Origin of the sequence: Bradyrhizobium sp. WYCCWR 13022 (genome assembly GCF_030435535.1) — a bacterium.
Taxonomy (GTDB): Bacteria; Pseudomonadota; Alphaproteobacteria; order Rhizobiales; family Xanthobacteraceae; genus Bradyrhizobium.
The window spans coordinates 236,976-263,859 of record NZ_JAUIZJ010000009.1; the positions used below are offsets into that span (position 1 = coordinate 236,976).

At 59.6% G+C, this 26,884-nt stretch carries 23 protein-coding genes and 1 pseudogene; 9 read left to right on the plus strand and 15 right to left on the minus strand.

The window, feature by feature from the left end; all coding sequences use genetic code 11:
* Positions 1–172 precede the first annotated feature (172 nt).
* Positions 173–445 (plus strand): annotated as a pseudogene (locus QY049_RS15545) (IS21 family transposase); the annotation flags it as partial.
* A 546-nt stretch (positions 446–991) separates the two neighbouring features.
* Here the strand turns inward: QY049_RS15545 and QY049_RS15550 are convergent.
* Both QY049_RS15550 and QY049_RS15555 read right to left on the minus strand, forming a co-directional pair.
* Positions 992–3,265, minus strand: coding sequence for a hypothetical protein (locus tag QY049_RS15550; protein ID WP_128929558.1), 2,274 nt, complete (start codon positions 3,263–3,265; stop codon positions 992–994).
* A gap of 625 nt (positions 3,266–3,890) precedes the next feature.
* Entirely contained in the window at positions 3,891–4,349 is a 459-nt protein-coding gene (locus tag QY049_RS15555) for a helix-turn-helix domain-containing protein (protein ID WP_128929557.1), read from the minus strand.
* A gap of 655 nt (positions 4,350–5,004) precedes the next feature.
* On the opposite strand from QY049_RS15555, the gene QY049_RS15560 reads away from it, so the two are divergent.
* Positions 5,005–5,871: an IclR family transcriptional regulator gene (locus QY049_RS15560; protein ID WP_128929556.1), complete on the plus strand. Its 867-nt coding sequence runs from the start codon at positions 5,005–5,007 to the stop codon at positions 5,869–5,871.
* A gap of 24 nt (positions 5,872–5,895) precedes the next feature.
* Here the strand turns inward: QY049_RS15560 and QY049_RS15565 are convergent, their stop codons facing one another.
* From QY049_RS15565 to QY049_RS15585, 5 genes are all read right to left on the minus strand, one after another.
* A complete protein-coding gene (locus QY049_RS15565) occupies positions 5,896–6,603 on the minus strand; it encodes an RraA family protein (protein ID WP_128929555.1) in 708 nt (235 codons plus the stop codon).
* A gap of 115 nt (positions 6,604–6,718) precedes the next feature.
* Positions 6,719–7,525 (minus strand): amidohydrolase family protein, encoded by an 807-nt coding sequence (locus QY049_RS15570; protein ID WP_164935742.1) that lies wholly within the window; start codon positions 7,523–7,525, stop codon positions 6,719–6,721.
* A 97-nt stretch (positions 7,526–7,622) separates the two neighbouring features.
* Positions 7,623–9,491, minus strand: coding sequence for a TRAP transporter large permease subunit (locus QY049_RS15575; RefSeq protein WP_128929553.1), 1,869 nt, complete (start codon positions 9,489–9,491; stop codon positions 7,623–7,625).
* On the minus strand, positions 9,488–10,498 hold the full coding sequence (locus QY049_RS15580; protein ID WP_128929552.1) for a TRAP transporter substrate-binding protein: 1,011 nt from the start codon (positions 10,496–10,498) through the stop codon (positions 9,488–9,490). The genes QY049_RS15575 and QY049_RS15580 overlap by 4 nt, the downstream gene beginning before the upstream one ends.
* 69 nt (positions 10,499–10,567) lie before the next feature.
* Positions 10,568–11,866 carry an NtaA/DmoA family FMN-dependent monooxygenase gene (locus QY049_RS15585; RefSeq protein WP_128929551.1) on the minus strand — a complete coding sequence of 433 codons (1,299 nt, stop codon included), beginning with the start codon at positions 11,864–11,866 and terminating at the stop codon, positions 10,568–10,570.
* 205 nt (positions 11,867–12,071) lie between these two features.
* On the opposite strand from QY049_RS15585, the gene QY049_RS15590 reads away from it, so the two are divergent.
* From QY049_RS15590 to QY049_RS15610, 7 genes are all read left to right on the plus strand, one after another.
* A complete protein-coding gene (locus QY049_RS15590; RefSeq protein ID WP_128929550.1) occupies positions 12,072–12,989 on the plus strand; it encodes an SMP-30/gluconolactonase/LRE family protein in 918 nt (305 codons plus the stop codon).
* 54 nt (positions 12,990–13,043) lie between these two features.
* Positions 13,044–14,018 carry a flavin reductase gene (locus tag QY049_RS15595; protein ID WP_128929549.1) on the plus strand — a complete coding sequence of 325 codons (975 nt, stop codon included), beginning with the start codon at positions 13,044–13,046 and terminating at the stop codon, positions 14,016–14,018.
* 35 nt (positions 14,019–14,053) lie between these two features.
* Positions 14,054–15,112 carry a ketopantoate reductase family protein gene (locus QY049_RS15600; protein WP_164934239.1) on the plus strand — a complete coding sequence of 353 codons (1,059 nt, stop codon included), beginning with the start codon at positions 14,054–14,056 and terminating at the stop codon, positions 15,110–15,112.
* Positions 15,113–15,128: 16 nt separating this feature from the next.
* A complete protein-coding gene (locus QY049_RS15605; RefSeq protein WP_164939084.1) occupies positions 15,129–16,148 on the plus strand; it encodes an Ldh family oxidoreductase in 1,020 nt (339 codons plus the stop codon).
* Between the two features lie 84 nt (positions 16,149–16,232).
* Positions 16,233–16,472: an SDR family NAD(P)-dependent oxidoreductase gene (locus QY049_RS39030; protein ID WP_128929546.1), complete on the plus strand. Its 240-nt coding sequence runs from the start codon at positions 16,233–16,235 to the stop codon at positions 16,470–16,472.
* 75 nt (positions 16,473–16,547) lie between these two features.
* A complete protein-coding gene (locus QY049_RS39035; RefSeq protein WP_367401020.1) occupies positions 16,548–16,733 on the plus strand; it encodes a hypothetical protein in 186 nt (61 codons plus the stop codon).
* Complete coding sequence (locus tag QY049_RS15610) at positions 16,734–16,889, plus strand: hypothetical protein (RefSeq protein ID WP_164934241.1); 156 nt, start codon at positions 16,734–16,736, stop codon at positions 16,887–16,889. It abuts the gene before it with no gap.
* A 459-nt stretch (positions 16,890–17,348) separates the two neighbouring features.
* On the opposite strand, the gene argE is transcribed toward QY049_RS15610, so the two are convergent.
* From argE to QY049_RS15650, 8 genes are all read right to left on the minus strand, one after another.
* The gene (gene argE / locus QY049_RS15615) at positions 17,349–18,512 is read right to left on the minus strand and encodes an acetylornithine deacetylase (protein WP_128955170.1); all 1,164 of its coding nucleotides are present in this window, start codon (positions 18,510–18,512) and stop codon (positions 17,349–17,351) included.
* A gap of 304 nt (positions 18,513–18,816) precedes the next feature.
* The gene (locus QY049_RS15620; RefSeq protein ID WP_128929544.1) at positions 18,817–19,491 is read right to left on the minus strand and encodes a DUF1028 domain-containing protein; all 675 of its coding nucleotides are present in this window, start codon (positions 19,489–19,491) and stop codon (positions 18,817–18,819) included.
* A gap of 4 nt (positions 19,492–19,495) precedes the next feature.
* Entirely contained in the window at positions 19,496–19,912 is a 417-nt protein-coding gene (locus QY049_RS15625) for a RidA family protein (protein WP_128930145.1), read from the minus strand.
* A 64-nt stretch (positions 19,913–19,976) separates the two neighbouring features.
* A complete protein-coding gene (locus QY049_RS15630; RefSeq protein WP_128930144.1) occupies positions 19,977–21,266 on the minus strand; it encodes an NAD(P)/FAD-dependent oxidoreductase in 1,290 nt (429 codons plus the stop codon).
* Positions 21,267–21,594: 328 nt separating this feature from the next.
* Positions 21,595–22,854, minus strand: a complete 1,260-nt coding sequence (locus QY049_RS15635) for a Glu/Leu/Phe/Val dehydrogenase (protein ID WP_128929543.1) — start codon at positions 22,852–22,854, stop codon at positions 21,595–21,597.
* A 243-nt stretch (positions 22,855–23,097) separates the two neighbouring features.
* A complete protein-coding gene (locus QY049_RS15640) occupies positions 23,098–24,369 on the minus strand; it encodes a hypothetical protein (RefSeq protein WP_128929542.1) in 1,272 nt (423 codons plus the stop codon).
* Between the two features lie 47 nt (positions 24,370–24,416).
* Positions 24,417–25,853, minus strand: a complete 1,437-nt coding sequence (locus tag QY049_RS15645) for an NAD-dependent succinate-semialdehyde dehydrogenase (RefSeq protein ID WP_128955169.1) — start codon at positions 25,851–25,853, stop codon at positions 24,417–24,419.
* A gap of 14 nt (positions 25,854–25,867) precedes the next feature.
* The gene (locus QY049_RS15650) at positions 25,868–26,362 is read right to left on the minus strand and encodes a flavin reductase family protein (protein ID WP_128929540.1); all 495 of its coding nucleotides are present in this window, start codon (positions 26,360–26,362) and stop codon (positions 25,868–25,870) included.
* Positions 26,363–26,884 lie beyond the last annotated feature (522 nt).

The following is a 26,884-nucleotide window of genomic DNA, read 5'->3' on the forward strand; positions in this document are numbered from 1 at the left end:
TCCGATTCGTAAGATGGTGGAGGGCTTGAAGATAGTGGACCTTTCGTGCCGCGGGCGCGACCGCAATTACGTCATCGTCTGCAATATTGCCCCCCTAAGCCGGGATCGCGCCCAACATTGACCCAGTTGGGCTGTTGCGCTGCCTGCTTTGGAATGAAGCAGGTGGTCGGCGATGCTGGTCATGGAGACGATTGCGCGAATACGGCGTGAGCACTTCATCAGAGGCAAGACGATCAAGGAGATCGCCTGTGACCCGAAGGTGTCGCGGAACACGGTCCGAAAGGTACTGAGGTCTGGGGAGACCTCCTTCGAGTTTGACCGCCAAGTGCAGCCGCGGCCAAAGCTGGGAGGATGGCCAGTAGAGCTTGACGGACTGCTCGCGGCGAACGATGCTAAACCGGCTCGTGAACAGCTGACGTTGATCCGGATCTTCGAAGACCTGCGCCGGCCGTGGTAACGCGGTTATAGTTCTGGAATTCAAGTAGAGGCATTCAACCGCTGCTCGCCTAAGCGACTGGCGCAATAGCCACCGTTAGCCTTCTTAGGAGAGCCAGTTCGGCCTCACCAGCGGCCGTGCGCCTAAGTACCAGCTTGGCAAGCTCTGTTCGATTGACGGGAGTTCGCATACTTGCAGGCAGCGCCGCCACCGCTTCATCATAGATCTTTCCCAACACCGAAAGAATTTCCGCATCGAAGACCTCACCTCGTACCTGCAACACTTGTACCAAATCTCCTGTCGAAACATCGCGCTGGCGACTCGCTGCAACAAAGCCTGCCTGACCTACTTACGCGGGCTGATCGTCCGCGTCGGCGAAAGGGTGCGCCCGACGCTCAGTTTGTCTCCTTCCAATCGCTGCGGCCAGACCGGACAGTCGCGCGCAAGCTGTCGCCGGCCAGCTTGTAGGCCCACGACCCCGATTACGGCCCACTGGCTTCGGATTTCCTGGTCTGACCAATGATGTCGCCACTCGGTACTCTACCGTTAAAGCCCCTAGATCCCAAGTCGAGCGGCCTGCGTTGACAGTTGCTCCGCCTCGGCAAGCCGATAGGGTGGGATGTCACTACGCACTGTGGCCAACAAGGACTTACAGAACGCAGGCGTGAGCTTGCCGCGGTGAATCACGACGTTTTCGCAGCCCGTCGCCGCCCGGGCGTTCTGCCACTGCTGATTATAGCCGCGTTGTTCGTTGGACTTGACGTGGCAAGCGGCGAAGTCGGCGTCATCCAGCGTCGCCAACTGGCCCGTATGTACCGGTCGCTTCGTATGGATGTGAACCCACATGGGGCTCGGCATTGCACCATTGCGCAGCGCCTTGGGTTGCAGCTTAACCTGAAACAGCACCCCTGGCTCGCCCTTTAACGCGCGCGGTAGATCGGCAGGCGCCAACTCCCCGGCCGCGCGCAACTGTTCAAGGTACTTCTGCGACGGAAAGCCGTAGGTCTTCATGCATTCAATCCTAGTCAATGCCCTTCGCTCGTCCAAAGTCTTGGCGAGCCCCTGCGCCTCGGCCCGCATCATCTTGAGTCGGACTAGCTTGCCATGCACCTCGGGCACTTGCGTTGGCGTGAGTAGGATACGTCGACCAGGCTCCGCGAGCGAACCCTCACAAGCCTGCATTTCGGCGGCCTGGGTCTGCAGGCGCTCGATCACGGCATCCACAACGTGGTCGGCGTCCTCGGGCTTCATTTGGCGGGCTTGCGAGACGGCCCGTTGCTGACCAGCCAGATCAAACTGCAAAAGTGCGTCCAACCGCTCGAGTAGGCGCGCCAGCGTCTCCATTGATGGCGGGGCCTGCCAGATCGCCAAGTGTGCCGTCGCCGAGGATGTCGCCCTCGCATGCGCCTCTTCCGCGCTCACGAGCTTCTTCGTACCCAGATCCGAGAGCACCACAACTTTGGCTGCTGGCGCCGTGGCTTTGTCGGTTGTAGCGATCTGCAGCTGCGTCCCGTCGCGTGCCGAACTCCCGGCGAGAGTGCTCGGTGTACGTTTGGCTTTACCCTTCCTGCGCGCAGAAGTGCCTTCGGCCGCTACAGCCTCTCGCGTAGCGTTGGCCGGCTTCGCAGCCCCTGCTTCGACCGCCGGTGAATTGATGGCCGACGTTTTGGGCTGTAGATCCAGCAGCCGCATAACGTCGTGTGCAGTGACCCACGCGCTTTCCACGATCTGATGCAACAGTTTCAATGGCAGGTCGTCACCGGTCCCCTGACCCCTTAGCTTTGAAACGAGGTTGTGCACTCCCAACGCAAATTCAGAAAGCCGCTCCATAACTCCTTCCAGGACCGCGCAGTGCGCCGCGTCGAGTGCGCGTCCTTGGCTCTGTAGAACTGCGTCCTTTGTCGATATGAATGCCGGAAAAACGTCATCGATGAAAGTGCCGAGCAGGCGAGCCCGTCCGTTCTCGGCCATGAGGATTTCCCTCGTGGCTGGGTCGAACGTGCTTTCGAGAGGCTCAATCATGATTTGTGCGAGAGCGACCTGCGATTGCAGATGCATGCACTTGGTGTGCAGTGCCCAACCGCTGTGCAGCCGCAGTGCGGCCTCGTCGGCCTGCCGCTTTTGGGCCGTTACATTGGGTAAATTAGCAGTAGCGGCGCAGACGCATTGCATCCGTTCCGAACGCAACGCCTTCTTTCCCCACCACTCCATGCAGTCCGCATAGCGGTTTGCTACGCCGGAAACCGCTCGGTTCAGTAGGTCAGAGGGAGTGTTGGATAGCATCCGTTGGAGCACGACGGTTGCACTTTTCCTGCTCTGCTCCAAGGCGTAGATGGTCGGGGTGGCCAGAGCGTTACATTGCTCCGCCGCATGGAGCACCTCGTCCCGGAGACCGCGAGCCTGATCGTCAGACAGAATCCTGCGCGCCTCGTGCTGGGGCAGGCTGGCGTAGTACTCCAGAACTTTTGAGCCGACCTGGATGAGCTTGTCGATCAGCTCTTGTGCCTCTGACGAGCTCCGCGCTTGCATGGCCGCCTTACTGCGAGCGCCAACTTCCGAGAGCAGGCTTTCCATTTGTCGCTTTGTTGCCTTGATCTCGTCACCCGTCGATGAAATGGGGACTGCCATATCCGAAGTTCGCGGCTGGCTGCCGACCAACGCCGCTCTATCCTGAGGCCAAGAGCGCATTCGCTCCACGATGGAATAGAAGGATTGGCCGCCCTCCCCAGCGGCGAGACTCGATTCTGAACGCAAACTGCTCGAGTCCCAAGTGCTGTCGGCTCCGGGAGCCCCAACGAGCGATTTGCCAGGCCGGCCAATACCCGTCATATTCTAACTCCGATCCAGGCGAGAACGTGAAGCCTAATTAGATAGACGGCTTGGCTGACGATCAGCTGACGAACGGCATTCTCCCGGACTCACCACGAAAATCAGAATCACCGTGCTTCCAATTCCATAGAAGATGCCTTGGTTTGAGGTTTCCGGTCTGCAGACACGCGTCCTGCTTTGCAACCAGGCCGTGGAGACGGAGCGCAACACTCCCCGCCCTAAAGCAGAGGCTGGTGGGCCCTCAGCAGGCGAGGTATCGGACGCGCACGCTGCAGAGCCGATGGTGCGATCACAGTCGGGCTGAATACGCAGAGCATTCGATTGACCTTCGCGGGCAGTTGGAAGCGATGATCTATCGGTGGTCCAGTCGCGGGAATACTGCCTTTGATAGCGCTAGTTCGGCGCAGAGACCGAGAGTGGCGCGAGTGCAGGAGACAGCCAGCGGGTCGTTTTACACGCAGGCGATTGATCTCAGTCAGCTTTCGTTGATTTGCACAACCTTCATTTTGGAATATCCGAAATCAGAGCTGCATCAAAATTGTGCTGCCTGAGGCCAGTCTATTTTTGAGGGCACTCGCAAGGGAGCACGCATCGACGAATGCGGTGAAACGATTCGCAAACAAGCTTACAGATGCTCCGCGTCCAGCTCGGCGAGATTCGCAAGCGCGTTGCCTCGCTTCTCATCACGCGTGCGCTTATAGGCGAATAGATCCTCTGCCCTAATCCTGCGATGACGCCCCACTGTCACGTGCTGAATTTCGTTCTTCTCTAGCAGAGAAACCAGAAACGGACGTGAGACATTTAGGATGTCGGCAGCTTGCTGTGTGGTCAACATCTCATGCACAGGCACAAGGGTCACCGCATCGCCGCGGCCGATGTGCCGAAGCAATTCCATTAAGAGGCTCGACAGGGCCGGCGACAAGGTTATCTCAGCAGCCTTTTGAGCATCGTCGAGCACGCGTAGCTTGGCATCCCCAGTCGCATGCGACGCGAGTATTTGACGAAGCTGGTTGGCTGCCGCCTTCTCGCTCGCGGAAGGCAGGCGAGTACCTCCCAGCTCTTCGGCGTAGGCTGGCATCGTAATCGTTGTTCTCCTCGGTACGGCATTGTATGTAGGCTATATTCGAAATAAACGCAACAAGTGAAATAAACGAAAATACTGAAGTTCCGGTTGGCTGGGGTCCCCTCCCCGGGGTCAAGTAGCTCAATGCAAGGTGAGACTTTCGGGGCCGCCCCGGATAAGCATGGAATGCTGCGGAACTGGCCCAGGACCGGGCAACCGCCCGGTGAAGTCCAGAAGTAATTCTGGGCAGAGCCTACGCATAGGGGGAAGGCTGTTTTATCAAGACTGATCTTTTTCCGTTCAGCCCCCCGGCCCTGCTCTCACATCCTAACAGGACCGACGGCTTCATCCGCAATGTGGCTCGGCTCTGACCCTCGATACGCATCCGAGGGTCGTGCAGTCGGAGCTTGCGCTCGTGCGCTTCTCGTTCCACGCCGATTAAACGGACCTAGCGAGGCATGGCTGGGGAGATCTTCATATTCTTTCAGCACCTGAGCCCAATCCGCCCCATTGGCGATGACATGGGTAGACAACGGCCAGCCGCGTCGCGGTCGGCTGCGTGGAGTATAACCTATAGCTGTTAGAACGGTCTATCTGGACCCTCAACTGATGCTCGCTTGGGCTGCTTGCGCTCTGGCTAATCGAATGACAGGAATAATGAAAGTAAGATCAACCGATGAAACGCCACGACGAACAAATGTCCAACAACGCGAGGACAACCGAACGGGCCTTCAGCGGCCCTCGTTCGGCGCTTCGGGTGATGGATATCCTGCAGGCGTTAGCGGCCGAACCGGAAGGTCTTACGCTGGCAAAGCTCAGTGACCGCCTAAAACTGCCGAAAACGAGCGTCTTCAGCCTCATGCGCGCGCTCGAAGGCGGGGGATATGCTCGCAGCGACAACGGCCACTACATTCTCGGCGATCAAGCGATCAAGCTTGGCGCGAGCCTGGCTCAGGCTCGATCGTTCCCGAAATGTGCGCGTCCCGTCCTGGAGCGGCTCGCACGAGAGACCGAGGAGACGATCCTGCTCGGTGTCCTCTCCGAGGAGGGCCACGAGATATCTTACGTCGATGTCATCGAATCGGAAAAGCCGCTGCGCTTTGCGGTCCGCATCGGCAACCGGCGGCCGCTGTATTGTACGGCCGCAGGAAAGGCGATGCTGGCATTCCTACCAGAGAATGTTCAGACGGCGTATCTGACCCAGACCAAGTTTGTAAAGTTCACGGACGACACATCCTCGAAAGAGGAACTCGTCGCCATGTTCCCCGAAATCCGTCACCGCGGCGTCGTTGTCGACGCTAATGGTATAATTGATGGCGCCACCGGCATCGCGAGCCCCTGTTTTGACGAGGCCGGCCTCGTCAGCTGCTCGGTGACGATCGCCGGCCCTACCGCGCGCCTGCTGCTTGCGCGCGAGCACATCGAGCGGCTGACCTTCAAGGCCGCCGAACAGATCTCGCAGATCCTCGGCTATCGCGGCCCATATCCGCCGGCAGAAGATTCTGCCGAGCGGGCCGACACCGGCAAGCGGCGCAAGAAATGACCTCGCGCCAGGGACGCCGTCCGGTCAGCCGTCAATCCAGAGAGTATCCCTGATTTCAGCGCCGGCGGCCTGCACGTTCTTGTCCATCTGCAGCAGCTCGAACAACGACGAGCCGGTCTTCAGACGGTCGCGCAGCTCGATCTCCTTCCGATTGCGCTCCCGTGCGCCCTTCACCGCACGCTCGAGCGAGCGCAGCGGAATCGCGAGCGCCCCGTCATCATCGGCGACGATCACGTCACCGGGATCCACACGTACGCCGTCGCAAACGATCGGCACGTTCACCGCGCCGGGGCCGCGCTTTTCGGGATGACTGGAGGAGATCGACGTCGACCAGGTCAGCGAGCCGAGCTCACGCAGCGCAGCGACATCCCGGGCCGGACCATCGACAATGATGCCCGCAATCCCCTTCTGCTTGGCGAAGGTCGCGGCCACGTCGCCCCACAACGAGCCGTGCGCGCCACCGCCGTTGACGAGGACGAGCACCTGGCCTCGCTGCGCGACGTTGAGGGCGGCATGGATCATGAGGTTGTCGCCAGGGAAATTATACGACGTGACGGCTTGGCCCGCGATCCGCTGGCCTGGCGCGATCGGCCGCATGCGCGAGCTCATGAGCTGCATGCGCCCCTCGACCGGGCCGAGTGCCTCGTGCAAATCGGAGACCGGATATTTTGCGACCTCGGCCAGGAGGTCTGCCGGGCATTGCGGAATGCGCTTGTAGATGACGGACTGCATGTTTCCTCTTTCTGTAAGCGTTCTTCACGTACGAAGGGTTTTCAAGTTGCCCGGAGCCGCATCCTCGGGTGCTCACACGAGCCGCATCTGCCAACGGTCATGATCGAGCATTGCATCAGCCAAATCCGTACAGAGCCGCCGGATTTCGAACCATGATCTTGGTCAGGACGGTTTCGTCGCACCACGAATAAAGCGCCGAAAGGAGATCTGTCGCGTCAGGGGTCGGTCCATGCGTTGCGGCATGCGGCCAGTCGGTCGCCCACAGCAGACGATCCGGTGCCTCAGCCAATAAGGCTTCGACGAGCGGCTCGAGCTCGTCATAAGCCGGTGCAGCGGTATTCATGTGATACGGCGCCGAAATCTTCGTCCAGCAATTGCCCGATCGGAGCAGCCGAAGGAGAGCCTGAAAAGCAGGTTGTTCCGTTCCCTTTTGGGCGTCGGGATCGGCCAGGTGATCGATCACGAAGGGGCACGGCAATTTTTGCAGCCGGTCCTCAAGCGCGACGATGGAGCGACCGTCGAGCATCAGCGCGACATGCCAGCCCCATCGCCGAATCCGGGATGCAATTCGCTCCAGCTGTGCGAGCGGCAAGCTGCCTGGCCGGGTCGCAATGAACCTCACGCCTCTCGCGCCCTTGTGGTGTAGCTCGTCGAGTTCTTCGTCCGAGACATCGGGATCGACGACGACAACTGCACGTGTTTCCACGCCTGCGATTTCGCGCATCGCATCGAGCTGCCGGCTGTTATCCGATCCATAGACGCTGGCCTGGACGATGACGGCACGATCGATGCCAAGCCGCTCGGCCAACGCCATATAGGCTGCGGGTGTTGCAGCAGGCGGCGCGTAGGTCAGCTCGGTCCGATAGGGATATCGGGCCTCCGGGCCGAAGACATGGAAATGGGTATCGGTCCGTCCCGGCATGGTCTTGAAACTTGCTTGAGAACTCCGGGTCACCGTTCTTCTTTCTTCTTGGCACGACATCGTCGAGACCTTCGACCGCGGCAGACGGTCCGGAGCCTCACTTCCCGATCAGATTTGGCAGCGCGTGCGTAAACCAGGGGACATAGGCGATGAGCAGCACGCCGAGACAGAGCACAACGAGGTACGGCACCATCGATCGCGACGCCTGGTCGATGTCCGCGCGTACGACAGCGCAAGCGATATAGAAGCCGATGCCGACAGGCGGCATGAAGACGCCTACGCCGATCGACAGGATGATTACCATCGCATAATGAATGGAATCGATGCCGAGTTGATTGGCGATCGGCATCAGGACGGGTGCGAGGATGATGATCGCCGGCAACCCCTCCAGCAAGGCCCCGACGATGATGATCAGGGCGATCGAACCCAGGAGAAACAGCAACTTGCTGTTGCCGAGCAGCGCGACGACCTGGCTCAGATGCGCGTTCAGCCCGGCGGCGGTCAACACCCAGCCGAATGCGCCCGCGGCCGCGACGATGAACAGAACCATCCCTGTCAGCCGTCCGGCTTCAATCAGGATTCTGGCGCATGCCCTGAGCGTGAGCGCGCGATAGAACACGGATGCGAGGACAAGCCCATACAGCACGGCGATCGAGGACACTTCGGTCGGTGTGGCGAAGCCGAACTTGATGCCGAGGATCATGATGACCGGCATGCCGAGCGGCAGCAACGCGTCCGTGCCGGCCCTGGCTCGCTCTCCGGCGGTCGCTTTGGGATTGGCGGACAAACCGCTGTTGCGGGCGGAAACATAGATCAGCAGCATGAGCATCACGGCAATCACTGCCGCGGGTATCAGACCGGCGACGAACAGCGTGCCGATCGAAACCGGTGTCACCGTTCCGAGGATCAGCATCGCGATGCTCGGCGGGATCGTCTCGGACATTGCGGCCGATGCCGCCAGCGCCGCGGCGGATTCCTGGGGCTTGTAGCCCGTTCTTTCAAGCTCTCGCCGCATGACGGATCCTACGGCGACCACGTCGGCCGCTTTCGATCCGGAGATACCCGACACGAGATAGGTCGTGATCACCACCACCTGGAGCAGACCGCCACGGAAATGGCCGACCAGCGACATCGCAAAGCGCACGAAGCGCACGCTGATTCCGCCCTGATCCATGATACCGCCGGCGAGGATGAAGAACGGTAACGCCAGCAGGATGAAGTTGCTGTTGGCGTCGATCATGCTCTGCGCGATCGCGACCAGTGGAATGTCGTTGGCCAGGAGGTAGATCAGCGAGCCCGCCATCAGTGCGAAGCCGATCGGCATGCCGATGCCGATCATGGCGAACAGCACGATCAAGAGCGCCACCAGCGAATATCGCGAGCTGAAAGTCTGTGTGAAGAGGCTGGCATCGGCGAACAGGCAGCCGGCAAGCACGGTAGCGGCGGCAAGCGCGACCAGGAGCGGTCGCCCGCGCTTTGCCAAGAGCCGCTCGGCGGCGGTCAGGGCGATCAGCAGCAGCCCGAGCCCGAGCGGCACGACCAGGGTGGCGGTCGGCCAACCCGTGATCGGCAGATGCTCGTCGAGACGGACCATGAACAGCGAGGCGCTGCCCCGGAGGATGGATATCGCCGTCACCAGCACCCCAAGGTCGACCACGCAGCCCAGGACCTGTCGCCAGTGCGGGGTCAAACGCTTTGTGATGACCTCGATCGAGGCATGTTCGGCGCGCCGATAGGCGATGGCGCCGCCCATGAAGGCAATCACGCTCAGCGACAATTTTGCGGTTTCGTCCACCGACAGGATGGAGAACGGCGTCACCTCGCGAATCAGCACGGAGAGCAGCGTGATGGCCAGCTGCAACGCCAGCGCGATCGCCACCATGATCTCGGCGATGGCACCGAGACCAAAGCGCGACAGAGCGTGGCTGTGCCCTGAAGCCGGAACATCACAGACCTGCTCGGTCATCCCTCGGCGGCTTTCAGCAGTTTGTCGATGAGCTGCTCGCCCATCGACGTGCGGAACTGAGCGAACACGGGCTCGACCTTTTGCCTGAACGGCGCGTAGTCGACGGGGTTGAACTGGATGCCGGCATCTTGGCAGGTTTTCTTGGCCGCGGCGGAGGCCTCGACGATCGACTTGCGGGTGTCGTTGCCGAACCGCAGCGCTTCCTCACGCAGGACCTTCAGGTGCGTCGGATCGAGCTTGTCGAGCTTGAACTTCGAGCCGAGCAGCGCCATCGCGTTGTAGGTGTGATTGGTTTCGGAAACGAATTTCGTCACCTCGTGCAGCTTGGTCGCGACGACGGAGAGCAGCGGGAATTCGTAGCCGTCGATCGTGTTCTGCGTCAGCGCCAGATACATCTCGGAAACGTCGAGCGACACGGGCTGGGCGTTGAATGCCTTGGCCATCGCGACGAAGACCGGGCTTTGCTGGATCCTGAACTTCATCCCGGAAAGGTCGTCGGGAGCTCGCACGACCTTTCTGGTGGTCTCCACCACCCGCCAGCCATTGGTGCTCCAGGCCAGGCCATAGACATTCTTCGGCGCGAGGCTGGCGAAGATCATCTGGCCGATCTCGCCATCGGTCACCCTTTCGCCGCTGCGCGCGTCGCGGAACAGGAACGGCAGATCGAGCACCTGCATCATTGGGAAGATGGAGGAGAGGAATCCCGCGGTGTGGTACACGAGATCGACCGTCCCGGTCGCAACGCCGGTCGCGATGCTGACACTGGAGCCAAGCTGTCCGCCGGCGAAGATATCGATCTTGACAGCGCCATTGGTGCGTTCGCCTACCCGGCCCGCAAAGGCTTCCGCCATCTTGTGGTTGGGATGGAGGTTGCTGTCGGGATGAGCGAATTTCAGGGTGACCGCCCCCTGCCCCCGCGCGATGTTCGGCGCGAAAAGACCAAGGGCCGGCGCGCCGATGCCCGCGAGCAGCGTCGTCTTCACGAACGCTCTCCGAGTGTGATTCATTGTCACGATCTCCTCCCTGCTCGTAACGATACTCGTTGGAACGCGGCCAACTCGCGTGGCCGTTGCCGTTCAGTTCAGCAAATTTTCGCGGAACGTCTCGCCCTCATATGCGGTGCGGAACACACCTCGTTTCTGCAGAATTGGGATCACCTGGTCAACGAATTCCTCGACGCTGGAGGGCGTGGTCGTCGGCGTGATATTGAAACCGTGGCACCCGGTCTCCCGCCAGATCGTCTCGAGCTGATCGGCAACCTGCTCCGGTGTTCCGATCAGTTGCGGCATGCCGACCGCAAGGCCCCAGCGTACCGCCGCCTCGCGCAGCGTGAAGCGGCGATTCTCGAACGAGGCCGACATGGCCTTCATCAGACCCTGCGATGCCTGCGTCTTCTGCTCCTCGAGCGGCAGATCGAGCTCGACTTGGCTGAAATCCACCCCGAGCGAACCGGACAAGCGGCTCAGCGCGGCCTCAAGCGGAATGCGCGCGGCGAATTCGTCGAGCCGGCGCCTCGCCTCCGCCTCGGAGCTTCCGAGAATCGGCTGCACGCCGAACGTCACCTTGGGCGCGGCCGCGCTCCCCGATGCTGCGCCGAGCTCCTGCATGAAGGTTTTCATGCCGCCCAGATGCGGTTGAATGGAGAACACCACGTCGGCGTGCTTCTGCGCGAAGCGCTGGCCGCGGCCGGAGGATCCGGCCTGGAACAGCACCGGATGGCCCTGCCGCGACGGCAAAGCCGGCGGCACCGTATGGCAGCGGAAATACTCGCCCTCGTGATTGATGATGTCCACCTTGGCCGGATCAGCATAGACGCCTGTCGTCCTGTCGGCCTGGACCGCGCCCTCGCGCACCCCGCTCCAGAGCGCACGACAGACTTCCATATATTCATCGGCGCGATCGTAGCGCTGGTCGTGATCGAGTTGATTGAGACCGAGTGCACGGTACTCGCCGCGCAGATGGCCAGTGACGATGTTCCAGCCGACCCGACCGCCGCTCATATAGTCGAGCGTCGAGAGCGAGCGGACCGCCTGATAGGGATGATTGGCCGAAATGGAGAGCGTCACCGCAAGGCCGAGCCGATCGGTGGCGGCGGCGAGTGCACTCAGCAGAACGACCGGATCGTGCGGCGGCCAGCACACGCCGTAGCGCACCGCCTCGTCGGAACGCTCCTTGTAGCGGTCGAACACACCCGGCGTATCCGCGAAGAACAGCCCATCGAACAGGCCGCGCTCATAGGTCTGCGCAAGCCTCTGCCAGCGCTTCAGGCTTCCCATCGCCTCGAGACGCTGATCGGCGGGATCCGACCAGCTCAGGATCGTGTGATTGATAGGCGAGTTGATCAGAAACCCGATCAAGTGCATGCCGCCACGCATGAAGTCGCTCCCTCCGAAAAGCCGAGCCGCATCGCGCTGGCGCGACGCCCCGGTTTTTCCTTGCGTTCTCATTTCGGAACGTTATCCTTATATAAGAATAGATAGCCAATCACCACGGCTGTCAAGCCGGTTGCGCTCACGTGTCGTCACGGAATGCGCGGCTTAACGAGACGCGGATTAACTCCGCGCACGGGAGAACTCGACGATGTATGCAGCACCGCCAAGCGTGGAGGCGCGCGTCTTCACTGCAATCCCCGAGCATCTGTTCAAGAGCGGCCAGCGCTCGGAATGGGCTGAGGTGCAGTTTCACGGCGCACCGACGCCGACCTTTCTCGAAGGCCCATCCTTTGACCGCAATGACGATCTCTGGGTCGTCGACATTCCTTGGGGCCGCCTGTTGCGCATCACGCCGAACGGTGAGGTCAGTGTTGGCGCGGAGTACGACGGTGAGCCGAACGGCCTGAAGTTTCACAGGGACGGGCGCGGCTTCATCACCGACCACAAGCAGGGCATCATGGTGTTCGACCCGGCCACGGGTCGCGTCGAGCCCTTCCTGGAGCGCTCGCTGTTGCAGCGATTCAAGGGCGTCAATGATCTCGTGTTCGCCTCGAACGGCGACATGTACTTCACCGATCAGGGGCAGACCGGATTGCATGATCCGAGCGGCCGCCTCTATCGATTGCGACCCAGTGGCCAGCTCGATTGCGTGCTCGACCGGATTCCGAGCCCGAATGGCCTCGTGCTCAACAAGGCCGAGACGATGCTGTTTCTGGCGGTGACGCGCGCCAATGCGATCTGGCGGGTGCCGCTGATGCGCGACGGCACCGCAAGCAAGGTTGGCACCTTCATCCAGCTTTCCGGAGGTGGCGGCCCCGATGGCCTTGCGATCGACGAGGACGACAATATCGCGATCTGTCACGTCGGCCTCGGCGCCACCTGGCTGTTCAGCGCGCTCGGAGAACCGATGCTGCGCATCAAGTCTCCGAAGGGACTTCTCACCACCAATTGCGCCTATGGCGGTCCGGATCGGCGGACACTCTTCATCACGGAATCGAAGAGCGGTACGATCCTCGCAGCGGAAATGCCGGTGGCGGGACGGCCGATGTACTCCCACGCTGCGTGATCAGGATATTCGCAGCAACCTCCGAGCGACTGACCAGAAGGCCGAGTGCACGCCATGCAGCAGTTCTCCCCGACCATCGCGGCCGTCGACAGCGGCGATCCCAAGGCAGATCCGGCCGCGTTTCGGCGCTGCCTCGGCCAATTCGGGACCGGCGTGACCGTCGTCACCGCCGCTCACGGTGACGAGCTCGTCGGAATGACGGCGAACTCGTTCTCCTCGGTCTCGCTCGATCCACCGCTCGTGCTGTGGTCGGCCAAGCGAACGAGCCAGAGCTTCCCGACCTTCAAGGTCGCCACGCATTTCGCCGTAAACATTCTATCCAGCGACCAGATCGCTCTCTCAAATCATTTTGGCCGCTCGGGCGGCGACAAGTTCGGGGGCGTCTCCTGGAAGCGCGGCATCGGCGGCGCACCGCTGCTCGAGGGAACGCTGTGCAGCTTCGAATGCCGCAAGGCGGCCGAATATCCCGGCGGCGATCATCTGATCATGCTGGGTGAAGTCGAACGCTTCGTGCGCCACGACCGCGGCCCGCTACTGTTTGCGCAAGGACGCTATTGCATGGCCGCCGACTTCGCCGATCCCACCGACCTGTCGAAGGCGACCGGACAGGCGCACGCCGGCGGCCCGATGAATGAGTTCATGACGGCGCTGATGTATCGTGCCCATGGCGTGCTCTCGGCAGCGCTCGACGAGGGTCGCCATGCCGAAGGTCTCAGCGTCCTGCAGAGCCGGTTGATGGCCGCGATCGAAACGTTGCCGGGACGCACGCTCGCGAGCTTGCTGCCTGAATTGTTTCTCGGGCTCAACGCCGCGGAGAGCACCGTGAACGAGCTAGTGCGCATGGGCCTCGTCGAGGCCGACGCTAGCGGCGGCTTGACACTCACGGCCATGGGACGCGACCGCAACCACGCACTACACGCGCGCGCCCGCGCAATCGAGGCAAAGGAACTGTCCGGCATTTCGCCCGGCGAGATCGCGAGTTGCCGGCACGTTCTCGACAAGCTCGTTCGCCGCGCACCGACGGCATAGTAAGAACCAAGGCCGACGACGAAGGAACAATGGTAATGAAGAAACGTATCGCAATCGTCGGCGCCGGCGCTGTCGGCAGCTATCTCGGCGGCCATTTGGCGCGCACCGGCAACGACGTCACGCTGATCGATCCCTGGCCCGAGCACATCGAGACGATCCGCCAACGCGGGCTGCATCTGTCCGGCATGAGGGATGAGGAAACCTGCATCGTTTCGGTCCCGACGATGCACCTCACCGAGGTGCAGAGCCTTTCGAGGCAGCGGCCGATCGATATCGCGATCATCTCCAGCAAATCCTACGATACCGAATGGTGCACGACCCTCATCAGGCCGTATCTCTCGCCGCAGGGCTACGTCGTCTCGGCGCAGAATTCGATCAACGAGGAGATCATCGCCGGCGTCGTCGGATGGGGACGCACGGTCGGCTGCATCGTCGGCAATAATTTCGCCGTCGATCTCTATGAACCGGGCTGCGTCCGTCGCACCATGCCGCGCGACTTCGAGACCAAATCGATTCTCGTCGGTGAGGTCCATGGGCGCGTGACGCCGCGCGTGAAGGAGCTGCACGCCCTGTTTACCCCGATCGACGGCTCTGGCGTCACTACCAATCTGTGGGGCGTGCGCTGGTCGAAGCTCTGCGTCAACGGCATGCGCAACGGCGTCAGCGCCGCGACCGGCATGAGCGGAAACGAACGCGACGCCCATCCCGTGATCCGCCGCCTCGTCATCCGCCTCGGCGGCGAAGCGATCCGGACCGGCCAGTCGCTCGGCCTCGACCTCGAGCACATCACGGGCATCGAGCCGAACCTGCTACGCTCGGCATCCGAAGGCGACGCCACGGCGCTGGCCGAGGTCGAGCGGCACATGCAGAAGGGAACCGGTTCGCAGGCGCGCAGCAATTTGCAGCGTCCCTCGATGGCACAGGATATCCAGAAGGGGCGGCGCACCGAGATCGGTGAGATCAACGGCTTCATCGTCCGCAAGGCGAAGGAGGCCGGCTGCGCAGCGCCGGCGCATGAGCGGATCGTCGATATCGTCCGCAAGGTCGAACGCGGCGAGGTTACCCCGCGCCCGGAGCTGCTGTTCGAGATTTGAGATAGAAAGCCGGGCGATGGAGACGATCAACATGCTGCTGCCGCCGCTCGAAGCGTGGGTCGCAACCATCTTCGCGCGGGCCGGACTCGGCGAAGATGACGCGAGGCTGGCAGCCCGTCGTCTGCTGCTCGCCGACATCACGGGCGTACGGACCCATGGCATCGCGCGTCTGCCCTCGTATTGGCGCCAGCTCGCGCGCCGCGGCTTGAACCCGAGGCCGGATATCAAATGCGGCTGGCATGGCACGGTGTTGGTAATCGACGCCGATCTTGGGCTTGGACAAATCGTTGGCCCCAAGGCGTTGGCACTGGCGATGGATGCGCTTGGCCCGACCCGACCGTTCGTCCCCTTTTTGATCCGCAACGCCGGACATCTTGGCGCAGTCGGCTCGCATCTGCTCGACGTCGCCGAAAGCGGCAGGGTCGGCTTCCTGTCGCAGGTGACCCAGCCGGTGATGGCTCCCGGGGGCGCAACGCGGCCGGCAATCGGTAACAATCCCATTGCATTTGCAGCGCCGAGGCCGGACGGACCACCGCTGCTGATCGACTTCGCGATGAGCAATGTCGCGCGCGGCAAGATCCACGTCGCCCTACGCGATGGCCTGCCGATCCCGGAAGGCTGGGCGATCGACGCGGAGGGCCGGCCGACGACCGACCCGACCGCGGCGCTCGCCGGCTCGATCCTACCGGCCGCCGGTCACAAGGGACTCGCGCTGGCGATGATCGTGGAAGTGCTTGCGGGAGTGCTGACCGGGGCAAGGCCCCTGTTGTCGGAAGGCGGCGCCCCGGGCGGCGTCGGCGCCTTCGGCTTCGTGTTCGATCCGGCGGCGCTCATCGGCAAAGATGCTTTCGATCAGAACATGCAGGCTTGGACGCAGCGCTATCTCGCAGCGGTCGGAGGAAATGGCCGCATTCCCGGCGAGCGCGCGGCAGAACTGCGCGCGCAAGCGGACCAGGTCGGGATCGCGATCGAGCGCAATCTCTTCGAACAACTTGCCGAACTCGGTCGAGAAGGCGGAGCGGTACTTCCAGCTTAGTTCAATCGTTCGCAGGTGAGCTCCGAGGTGCGGTTTGTGGTGGCCGTCTCGTGCGCTGGCGGCGCCGGTGGGAGGACGCGACCGATGAGGGACGTGGCGGTCGTTACGGGCGCAGGGCGTGGAATCGGTCGTGCAATCGCCGACGCGCTCGGTAAGGCCAATTTCACCGTCGCCCACGTGAGTCCCGAGGATCTGGAGCAGGAGCCAATTCCGGCTCCCGACCGGTATTATAGATACGATGTTTTCCGAGATCGGGAAACGATGCGTTGCTGGCCCGGATTGCGGGAGAGCTCGGCGAGCCACCTGCCTGGTCAACAATGCTAGCGTAAGCTCACTGCAGCACTGCAGCGCGGGGATATCCTCGACCTTGAGCCGGAAAGCTACGATCGGACGCTGGACATCAACCTTCGTGCCGGCTTTTTCCTCACACAGTGTTTTGCGAGGAGGTGCCTGGGCCTCGTCGAAAGGCGCCCGGGATCGGTGATCTTCATCGGCTCGGCGAATGCAGAGATCATCGGCGAAAACAGGGCCGACTGTTGTATCAGCAAGGCGGGCGTTGGAATGACACCCGGCCTGACGTCGTAGATGGTGATAGGCTCGGAAGCCAGTCGTGAGGCGAACAGCTTCGTCATCATTCGCACCGAGATGACAGCCGCGGCGAAGGATCGTTATGACGATTTGATCGCCACCGGCGGCATTCCAATGGCGCGCTGGGGCCTGAAGAGATCGGCCGGGCCGTGACCCTCCCTGTTCGCGGAGAGATCCCTTATGCGATCGGCATTCATATCGACGTTGGCGGTGGCCAACAGCTCTCCCGCCTTTGAACTTGAGCTTGCAGTCTTGCGTCCGGTCGAGTTCAGAGCAGAGCGCGTCAGGCGTCAGCGATTCGCGAGGCGATATCCTCGAGCGGACGCCGGCTGAAATCCTTCGCGAGCTGGATTTTGAGCAGTCCGAGCTTCGCAGTCTTCGAGTGCTGATTTGATGGTCGGTGGTGCCAAGAAGCCTATGTCTCGCCCCAGCCGGGCGGGAGCGGCTGGTCCAACCCCGCAGGCAGCTCGGTTCCCGCGCCACCCAAGTGGGTGATGGTCTAGCGGGGTAGTTCGGCGATCTCACCGCCGCGGTCTCCCGGGCTCACTCTATGTCTGGGCGCAAGTCACATCGTTGCGCGAGTTCCTGCCGCATCGGGCCGCAACGCCTCGCTCAGGGGAAGCCATGGCCGCTTGCTAGTCGGTCAATCAATCTATCTAACATCTTGTCGCAGCGGTCAATCTGGTCAATTTCGATAAACTCATCCGGCTTGTGACCCTGCTGCATCGACCCCGGTCCGCAAACGATCGTTGGAACCCCCAGTCTCTGCAAAAACAGGCCGGCTTCCGTTCCGAATGGCACCTTCACCACGTTGGCGTCACCGGTGAGAGACTTGACAAGATGGACGACCGGGGCGTCGCAGGCGATATTGAGCCCGGGATAACTGTTGACTACATCAATATTTATAGCGGCTTCGGACGCGATGGTCCTTGCGCCATTGGCGATTTCACTCGCTCTAGTTCGCAGCCTACTCAATATCTCCTCAGGTATCTCCGCTGCGACATTCCTGATCTCGAACTCTAACTCGCATCGGCTCGGCACAATATTGAGCATTCCCCCCGATTTAATCGTGCCGACGTGAAGCGTTGTATACGGAATTTCGTAGCTCGCATCCCGCGCGCCCTCGTCGCACAACTTAGCTTGCTCTCTGCGGATGGCTTCGACAAATTCGCAACCCAAATGGATCGCGTTTATCCCGGTAGGCGCCAATGCGGAATGGCATTCCCGGCCAACGCAAGTAACGCGAGCCGCAACCTTGCCTTTGTGTCCGATTGCAACGTTCATATTTGTTGGCTCACCAACGATACAGAAAGATTGCCGTTGCAGCTCATTCACCATCGAGTCAAGCAGACCTCGCACTCCTACACAGCCAATCTCTTCATCATATGATAGTGCCAGGTAGAGAGGCGCATTTAAGCGTGTCTTCGACGCCTTAAGCGCGGCGGAAATGGCACAGCCCACAAAGCCTTTCATGTCTGCAGTTCCACGACCATACAGCTTACCGTCTTGTCGTGTGGCGCTAAATGGCGGTTTGGTCCAGCTCTGATCATCGGCCGTAACGACGTCCGTATGACCTGAGAGAATTGCGCCTGGCCGATCATCGGGTCCGATCGTAGCCAGCAAACTCGCTTTTCGCCCGTCCTGCGAATAGACAAGACGGCAGGTCACGCCGTTTTCGCGAAGCAGCTGAACGACAAAGTCAATCAAATTGAGGTTTGATTCCTGGCTGACGGTCGGAAACGCAACCAACCTCTGAATAATGGCGATGCTGTCCATCTGTATTTTGCTCAGTTTTCCAGTTCTTCTGAGGTTCGTAGCGTTCGCTCGTCGCCAGACTACAGCGTCATCATGGTTGTCCGAGACAGCATCAGATCTCCGCTATGAAAGGTCGATACAAAATTAACCCCAATCTGCCCGACATTTGCCAATGCCCACAATTCAGGGGTCTTCTGTCAACATCCGCGGGTTTGCGTAGACTGCTGACTTGAAGCGTATAGCTCAATCTACTCTGTGCTCTGGCACCGCGTCATGAAGACGATCAAGGGAGCGGTGCGGCCAATGGCGAGCGCTCGTCGGAGCGCTATTCGTCACCCGGGACGCCGAACGAAGGAGCCGCTCGTGGATCAAGCGCGCGCTTCACGTAGGCGTTAAGTTGGGGTTTGTAGACCTTCCAGGCAGAAACGAGCAGTTCGATCGGACACTCTTGTGTCCAGTCGCAGCGCAGGTCCACGACTGGCCAACTGACTTGGTCAACAAGCTTCATGCCGGCTGAGTGTAACGGACCGGCCTCCCCGCCGGCGGCCAACCCGGCTCTTAGTGACGCAATCAGGCGGTCACCAAGATGCCCTGACGAACCAATGAATGCATCGACAATTGCGTGCGGTACTCCGTCATTTGCTAGGAGATTGCCGCCGGCCGCGACATTTTCTCCGCTCGTCTGAGCCCATATGCCTAGTGAATTGGGCCCTGAATAAACAGCGGCATTTCCGTCGCGGTCAACTGCCAGTAGCTGGCGATACTCGATAAATCGACTACGTTGTTTCACTTCTTCGACGGCTTCCCACGCGGACATGCCGCTCTCCATCGCATCCAAGGCCAATGGTCCTAGCGAGGGATCAGTTACGTTCTGCGAAGCGACCGCGCCGACACCAGCTCGCGCGAATGAACACCTTGAAGCGACAGCCGGAGATGAAGACGAAATCGCTACGCCGAACATTCCAGTCTGGTCGCACCGAGCAACTAGGGAAAACGTCATACGCTCACTCGGGTATCACCGCTGTGGCGTCGATTTCAACAAGCCACTCAGGTCGCGCCAACGCTTGGACAACAAGTCCTGTGGACACGGGATGCACGCCCTTTATGTACTGACCCATCGTTCGATAAACGGCCTCCCGATGCCGCACGTCGGTAAGGTAAACGACAACCTTGACCAAATGTTCAATCTTACCGCCACTTTCTTCGATGAGTTGCTTAATATTCTGCATCACCTTATGCGTCTGCTCGACAGGATCATGGCTGTCGATGTTGACGGCGTCATTCAAGCTCTGGGGGCACTGGCCCCGTAGCCAAATAATTTTTCCGCCGCTAGTCACCACTGCCTGACATAGATCATTGTCGAGCTTCTGCTCCGGATAAGTGTGTTTCGTATTGAATTTCCGAATCCGCCTATGAGCCACTTCTTGCTCCTTCTTACGTGTCAGCACCCGCAACCCCAACTGGTGAACTGTTTCGCCAAAAAACTTAGGGGCCTCCCGTCGCTTTTCGTGGATCAACTTTCTCCGATTTTACGACGTGATGTTCCAGGTAACGCCGCCGAGTAGAGATACGATCAGCAATATATTTAGCGTCATGCCAGACACCCCAGATAAAAGCGGACCCTCGCCTAGATTGCCAAGGCAAGCCCACAAAGTAGACGCCCGGCTCCGAGGATACCCCACGTTGGTGTTCGGGTTTTCCGGCCTCGTCGAAGGCCTTGACCTTAAGCCAGCTGTAGTCCGACGAAAAGCCCGTCGCCCAGATGATCGTATTCACGCCGGCAGTCTTTAGATTGAGCTCACGCTGCGGATTCATTAGGCAGTCCGGGTCCGGGAGTAACCTGCGCGCTTCAGGCTCCTCCGGAAGTGCAAGTCCATTCCGCCTAACGTATTCATCGGCCTCATCCAACAGAGTGAAGAGCGAGGCGTCACCCATCGCGACATTCTTCGCGAGATCACTGGCAAACGTTACGTTGCCTGCCTCGAACGCTTCAGTTGAGCCAACAAGCATCATTCCGTCTGCGGCGAGCTTCCTGAAGTCGACCGTGTATCCCCCACGGGCCCCACTGACGGAGATCGTTACGTGCTCGGTACCGCGAACTCTTGCTTCATTATCCCACTTTCCCAAGACGCCGAGCCACCAGCAGAAGTCGTAGCCGCGGTAGGAGCGCGGGGGGCGTTCGTGGGGGCCCACGGAGAGATAGACCTTCCGATCAGAGCGCAGAAGTTCGTCTGCGATCTGGCTTCCGGAAGATCCTGCGCCAACAACCAACACGGCCCCTCTAGGCAACTGCTCCGGGTTTCGGTAGTCGCTCGAGTGAATTTGGACGACTCCAATGTCCTGCGGTACTACTTGAGGTATTGTCGGAATCTGGAATGGACCGATCGCTGCAACTACGTTATTTGCCTCCAACGTCCCTTGCGAGGTTTCCACTCGAAAGCCCAATCGTCCCTCGTTCCGTTGTACGGCCGTAACCTCCACCCCACAGCGCACCGGCGCGGCAATCTTCTTTGCGTAGGCAACGAAATAGTCCGCGATCTCCTCCTTACCCGGGAACGCATCAGGGTGCGTCTGAAATGTTAGGCCGGGGAAACGGTCATGCCACGCGGGACCATTAGCCACCAGCGAGTCCCACCGGGCTGTTCGCCATCTCTCCGCGATCCGGTGCCTTTCCAAGACGACGTGAGGAATACCAGCCGAAGTCAGATGTTCACTCATAGCCAGCCCTGCCTGACCGGCTCCGATCACGATCGTATCTACTACTTCTAATGACATCTCTGTATCCATTTCTAATTCGATTGAGTGATCGCGTCGAACATGGAGGAAATCCGGTTCGAGAGTTTGGAGGCGAGCATGATCATGTGGGATTATGTCGGAGCGCTTAGGCCTGCATCTATGCGCCGCAGAAGCTGTTCTGAAACTGAGCGCGGAGTTGCAACATGATGGCATCATACCGCTATGGAATTAGCGACTATCCGTGCGCTTGATACAACCGCCATCCCATTCAGGTTGTGGCCATTGCGGCTCGCCGGCGCTAATAAGGCTCGATGTGAACCATTGCGGGTTCGGGCAAATACATCACGGAATCCGACCAGGCCGTCCCTCATGGAAATAGACCTCGCGTATTCTTGGCGCCCCGCACCCGCTCGACGCCTATGGCCATGGCCGCCGTGCGATTGAACACCTTGTCGCGGCTCGCCCTCGCCACCATCCGATCGAACGCTCGATCGAGAATCTGGTATTCGCGTCGTACTACTTCCTCCTCTTCCCAGAAGAGTTGTTGCAGATCCTGCACCCATTCGAAATAGCTCACCACTACCCCGCCGGAATTGCACAGAATATCCGGGATCAGGAAGATCTCATTCTGTCGCTGCGTAAGAACCAGATCGGCTTCCGGTGTCGTCGGCCCATTGGCCCCTTCAGCGACAATACGGCAACGCAGCTTCGTGGCGACAGCAGCGTCGATGACCCGCTCCATCGCGGCTGGCACAAGAACATCACAAGACAGCGTGAGGACTTCCTGCGGATCGAAGGCTAGTTCACTCGAATACCCCGAGAGACTGCCATGTGTTGCCGCATGTACCACGAGTTCTGGAATGTTGAGGCCGGAAGCGCAGTAGAGCGCGCCGGTGTGGTCGCTGACGGCGATCACTTTAACGCCCATATGGTGAAGCTCAAGTGCGGCGATCGAGCCGACATTTCCGAAGCCCTGCACAGCAGCCGTTGCATGGTTCAGATTGATGCCCTGTTCGTTCATCACGCGGCGCGTCAGATGCGCGACGCCCCGCCCTGTCGCCTCGCGGCGTCCCAATGTCCCTCCGGCGCTGACCGGTTTACCGGTAACGATCTCCGTCACGGTCCGGCCCTGATACATCGAATAGGTGTCCATAAACCACGCCATCACCTGCTCGTTGGTCCCCATATCGGGGGCCATGACATCAGTGTGAGGGCCAACGAAGGGGATCATCTCCTGCATGTAGCGGCGTGATAATGCCTCTAGTTCGCGCCTTGATAGATTCGATGGATCGACGCTGATGCCGCCCTTGGCGCCACCATAGGGCAAGCCGGTTAGGGCGCACTTCCAACTCATCCAGATCGCAAGCGCAGCAACCTCGCCGAGGTCCACACTAGCCGCGAAGCGCGTGCCGCCTTTCGTAGGTCCTAGCGTGAGGTGATGCTGAACTCGATACCCTTCAAAAACCGCCGTCGTGCCGTCGTCTCGATGAATAGGACAAGATACAGTGATCGCGCGCTTTGGTATTAACAAGCGCGCCCTCGCGTCCTGCGGCACAGACAGGTGATCAGCGATCACTTCGAACTGTTGTACGGCCATGTCAAAGACAGGTCCACTGTATGTGGTCACGTTTGCTCCATTGTACTCGATCGAAACCGGATCGGACGGCGGATAGCTACCATTCGAAGTATTCCCGCCGCTGTAAGAGGCAAGCAAGCCCCTTCAGCGAGGTCGTTATGCTGAATTTCAACGAGATTCGATGAGCTGAGCGCTCAAGGTAGGTCGAAATGCCCTTGGACGGATGCCTTGCGGAAAACAACGTTCCCTTGCTTTTAGACACCTGCTGTCGCTGGATAGGGAAAACAACAAGCACTACACGAGAGCGGAGACATCAATTGTGTACATTCGCCTCCGTCTCTCGTGATAGGAGTCGATGCAAACGCACTTCCCATCGCGGCTCCACCTTGGGTGAAGATCACACCGGTTCTCTTTAGCCAGAGTTGGATCAGTATAAAAGCTTCCGAGGTCGAGCCGGACTTCATTGTTGGCATCGAAAAGGAAGAGATCACGCAGGTTGGTCTCGGAATGCGGATACGTATCGCTCAAAAGCCAGCGCATATTCACAGGTGAATAGGACATGTGTCCGTTCTCTCTTAGGAGGCCGTCGCCAATAGTCTGGACTAAGCCATTGTGCGCGTCTTGGTAAACCTGATAGTTTATACGTCCGGCGTGAGGTCCCCAGACGACGATGCTGCTATCATCCCGCCATAACGGGTGAGAGATCTGGTATTCGGACTTTTCGTAGTCGTAGGTACCTACGGCCTTTGAATCGAACCGCCGAGCCAGCTGCGGCAATGGATGATCAGAGCATTCAAGGAGACGTAAGTTGCTTCCATCCGGATCCATTGTGATCAAGCGATGCAAGAAGCAGGTCTCGTCTTCAACACGCTCTGTCCATCGGTGAAGGAAGAGCACACGTGTTGATGACGGATTTATCTCAATATGGCTCACCCAATGAATTGCCTTATCCATGGATGGCTTATGAGCAAGCTCGTAAAGTTGGCGGTAACTGACAACGAGTGTCGAGTCGCCGCTTGCAATGTCGAGGCGCCAAATGCCATCATCGTCCGGTGCATTATCCAGTGGAAGCCGTCCCGCGAGTGCGCAGTAGCCGATCGTCTCATGCGTTTTGTAGAGACGTCGATAGTCAATGCACATCGCGAATTTGCTGTTCGCGGCTACGACGTAAATCGGGATATTGAGATCGCGAGTGCGCCCCGTATCCACGTCGGTAATCCGCGCACCGATGTTGGGATACGGGCCACCCGCGTCGTGCGACGTACGAATATTGTAGATTATGTTACGGCCAGGCATGCCGGTGAGCCATTGTAGTTGGCTCCCCATTTGCCAGTTCCAGGCTTGGGTTCGATCAACCAGCCGAAACTCACGCGCTTCATCAAAATAACCGACATTGCAGCCGCTATTTCTGCCAATGCGGAAGTTAGGTTCATCGACTTGGTGGCCTAGGATAAGGCGACCCTGCCCGTCCCACGGCGTCTTATTATAGTAACCAAAAAAGAAGTTGTAATCCTGACCACCAAGTCGTGTGATGCTGACTCTTTCGTTGATAGTTGAAGGGGACATTGCTCCTCACAGAGTCGTCGTGGTCGATTGCCCAAATGGCATGACGCCTAGTAGGCCTTATTGGTGATGAATCTGGTATTGAGATAGCCTTCAGTTGATTCTAGGCCACCCTCGGAACCGTACCCAGACTCTTTGACGCCGCCAAAGGGCGTTTCCGGCAAGGCAAGGCCCAGGTGGTTGATGCTGAGCATACCGACCTCAAGATTCTCCGCCAGGAACTGAGCGTTCGCCGATGATTCCGTGAAGGCATATCCGGCGAGCCCGAAGGGCAATCGGTTAGCCTCTGCAACAGCTTCATTTGGATTGTCAAAGCCGCTAATGAGCGCGATTGGGCAGAATGGCTCATCGTTCATGACTCGCATCGATGGATCGACATTCGCAAGTACTGTTGGCTGCCTGAATGTTCCGCGAGTAAATAAGCTCTCGCCGCCGCACATGAGCTTTGCGCCTCGCTGCCTCGCGTCGTCCACAAATTGATCGAAGAGTTTCCCTCTGCGTTCGTTCGCGAGGGGGCCCATCTGCGTTGTCGCATCCAGACCGTTGCCAACGACAAGCGATTGTGTCTTTTCAACAAAAGCTGCGACGAACTCATGATAAACATCGTTGTGTACCATAAACCGCGTCGGCGCGGCGCAGGTTTGACCGGCGTTGCGATACTTGCCTGAAACGAGCAGCGCCGCGGCTGAGGATATGTCGGCGTCTTTGAAGACAATCGCCGGCCCATGCCCGCCGAGTTCCATCGTCGTCCTCTTCATCTGCTCGCCCGAGAGCGCAGCTAGATGTTTTCCAACCGGAACAGAGCCGGTGAAGGAGATCTTCCGAATCGCCGGGTGGGCAATCAGGTGCCGCGATATTTCATCGGGAGTGCCGTATGCGAGCTGGACAACACCTGTTGGAATGCCAGCATCGACAAGTGACGTGATGATTGCCGCGGCAGATCGTGGCACCTCTTCCGAGGCCTTGACGATCACGGAGCATCCGGCAGCCAACGCTGGAGCAAGCTTCTTCGCGACTTGGCTCGCGGGGAAATTCCACGGGGTGAACGCAGCAACCGGGCCTACTGGAGCACGTACGACATATTGCGCAACGCCTGCTGCACGCGACGGTATCACGCGCCCATAGAGCCGCCTTCCCTCTTCAGCAGCCCATTCGAAGGCATCGGCGCAACTCGCGATCTCCGCTCGCGCTTCCAAAAGAGGCTTACCTTGCTCCAAGGTGAGAACATGGGCGATGGACTCTAGTCGATCGCGGAGCAGGCCAGCTGCCTTACGTAGCGTAACTCCGCGTTCCACCGCGGGCGTTCTCCGCCAAACATGGAACGCCTTCTCGGCGGACGCAGCTGCACGGTCGAGATCGGCCACCGTCGCCTTAGCGACGTGACCGATCTCCTCGTCAGTTGCTGGATTAAAGATCGGGATCGTTTGCTTCTCAGAGCCGGAGCACCATTCTCCGTCAATAAAGAGGAGCGTATTCTCATATTTCATGTGTTCCCCGCAAGTCATCCGTTATTAAAGCGTCCATTCAAATAGACCAGCGGAGACGCATCGTGGAGACCGATCTCGATGACATCGCCAACGATTATGACGTGATCGCCGCCATCAAAGCTGCTGTTCAGGTGACAGATAATATATGAGGCGACGTCCTGGATAATTGGTAATCGATTTAGACCTTCTCGATAGGAAATCGCCGAAAACTTATCTGTCCCCTTCTTTGCAAACGTCATCGCAATGCGCTCTTGGGATGAGGAGAGCATGTTGATGCAAAACCACCCTGTCGAAGTGATGGCGGGGAGCGAGTTCGACTTTCTGTCGATGCATATCAGGTATTGCAGGGGGCTGATCGATAGGCTGACGACGGCGCTCATCGTGGTGCCGAAAAGCGCTCCGTGACTATCGACTGCAGTTACGACGGCGATTCCAGAGGCCCACTTCCGCGACACTTCTCGAAATGTTTCGGGCGTCGCTGTGGCAATGGCGCGACCTGCATCGATCATCTAATGGACCCTCCTTTGAGGTACCAGCGAAAGCATGATAGCGGTGGCGAAGGACGGCCCCGTCCACAGCGAACAAAGACGTATCATTGCCATTGGCCTTCATCCAATTGAGATACTGAAGGCATGTATTCGGATCAGGCATAGTTGCACCAAACTCGCATGTTCCGCGCGCGGCGCGCAGCGCGCTGATTGCCATTGACCGTTGATTATACTCCTACCAACGCCACTCATCCGTGGTCACGGGCGCCTCAAATGCCAGCTGTGTTAGGCAGCCCGGTGGTCTCCAACGGTCACGATGACCAGGCGACGATGCTTCGGAGTCCCCTACGCAGAATCCGTTCATCCTCGAGCCAAGCCGCTCTCAAACCGCGACGGTAGCCATTCACTCCTCAGAAAAAAGGAGCGCCGACCTCTGAGGCTGGCGGCCGAGTTCGGGAGGGACGCACAGAAGGGCGTAACCGGTATGAGCTCCCACGTCTGCAGTGATCAGCCTGTGCGAGCGTAGCGGGTCGGCATCCAGTA

Excerpts from the sequence above, each read along its gene's own strand:
- QY049_RS15650 (WP_128929540.1), bottom strand. The coding sequence starts at position 26,362 with ATGATCGATGCAGGTCGCGCCATTGCCACAGCGACGCCCGAAACATTT.
- argE (WP_128955170.1), bottom strand. The coding sequence starts at position 18,512 with ATGGACAGCATCGCCATTATTCAGAGGTTGGTTGCGTTTCCGACCGTC.
- QY049_RS15600 (WP_164934239.1), top strand. The coding sequence starts at position 14,054 with ATGAAGAAACGTATCGCAATCGTCGGCGCCGGCGCTGTCGGCAGCTAT.
- QY049_RS15585 (WP_128929551.1), bottom strand. The coding sequence starts at position 11,866 with ATGCGTGGCGGCATGCACTTGATCGGGTTTCTGATCAACTCGCCTATC.
- QY049_RS15550 (WP_128929558.1), bottom strand. The coding sequence starts at position 3,265 with ATGACGGGTATTGGCCGGCCTGGCAAATCGCTCGTTGGGGCTCCCGGA.
- QY049_RS15560 (WP_128929556.1), top strand. The coding sequence starts at position 5,005 with ATGAAACGCCACGACGAACAAATGTCCAACAACGCGAGGACAACCGAA.
- QY049_RS15575 (WP_128929553.1), bottom strand. The coding sequence starts at position 9,491 with ATGACCGAGCAGGTCTGTGATGTTCCGGCTTCAGGGCACAGCCACGCT.
- QY049_RS15605 (WP_164939084.1), top strand. The coding sequence starts at position 15,129 with ATGGAGACGATCAACATGCTGCTGCCGCCGCTCGAAGCGTGGGTCGCA.
- QY049_RS15630 (WP_128930144.1), bottom strand. The coding sequence starts at position 21,266 with ATGTCATTAGAAGTAGTAGATACGATCGTGATCGGAGCCGGTCAGGCA.
- QY049_RS15590 (WP_128929550.1), top strand. The coding sequence starts at position 12,072 with ATGTATGCAGCACCGCCAAGCGTGGAGGCGCGCGTCTTCACTGCAATC.
- QY049_RS15570 (WP_164935742.1), bottom strand. The coding sequence starts at position 7,525 with ATGCCGGGACGGACCGATACCCATTTCCATGTCTTCGGCCCGGAGGCC.
- QY049_RS15620 (WP_128929544.1), bottom strand. The coding sequence starts at position 19,491 with ATGACGTTTTCCCTAGTTGCTCGGTGCGACCAGACTGGAATGTTCGGC.
- QY049_RS15610 (WP_164934241.1), top strand. The coding sequence starts at position 16,734 with ATGGTGATAGGCTCGGAAGCCAGTCGTGAGGCGAACAGCTTCGTCATC.
- QY049_RS39030 (WP_128929546.1), top strand. The coding sequence starts at position 16,233 with ATGAGGGACGTGGCGGTCGTTACGGGCGCAGGGCGTGGAATCGGTCGT.
- QY049_RS15595 (WP_128929549.1), top strand. The coding sequence starts at position 13,044 with ATGCAGCAGTTCTCCCCGACCATCGCGGCCGTCGACAGCGGCGATCCC.
- QY049_RS15580 (WP_128929552.1), bottom strand. The coding sequence starts at position 10,498 with ATGAATCACACTCGGAGAGCGTTCGTGAAGACGACGCTGCTCGCGGGC.
- QY049_RS15645 (WP_128955169.1), bottom strand. The coding sequence starts at position 25,853 with ATGAAATATGAGAATACGCTCCTCTTTATTGACGGAGAATGGTGCTCC.
- QY049_RS15640 (WP_128929542.1), bottom strand. The coding sequence starts at position 24,369 with ATGTCCCCTTCAACTATCAACGAAAGAGTCAGCATCACACGACTTGGT.
- QY049_RS15565 (WP_128929555.1), bottom strand. The coding sequence starts at position 6,603 with ATGCAGTCCGTCATCTACAAGCGCATTCCGCAATGCCCGGCAGACCTC.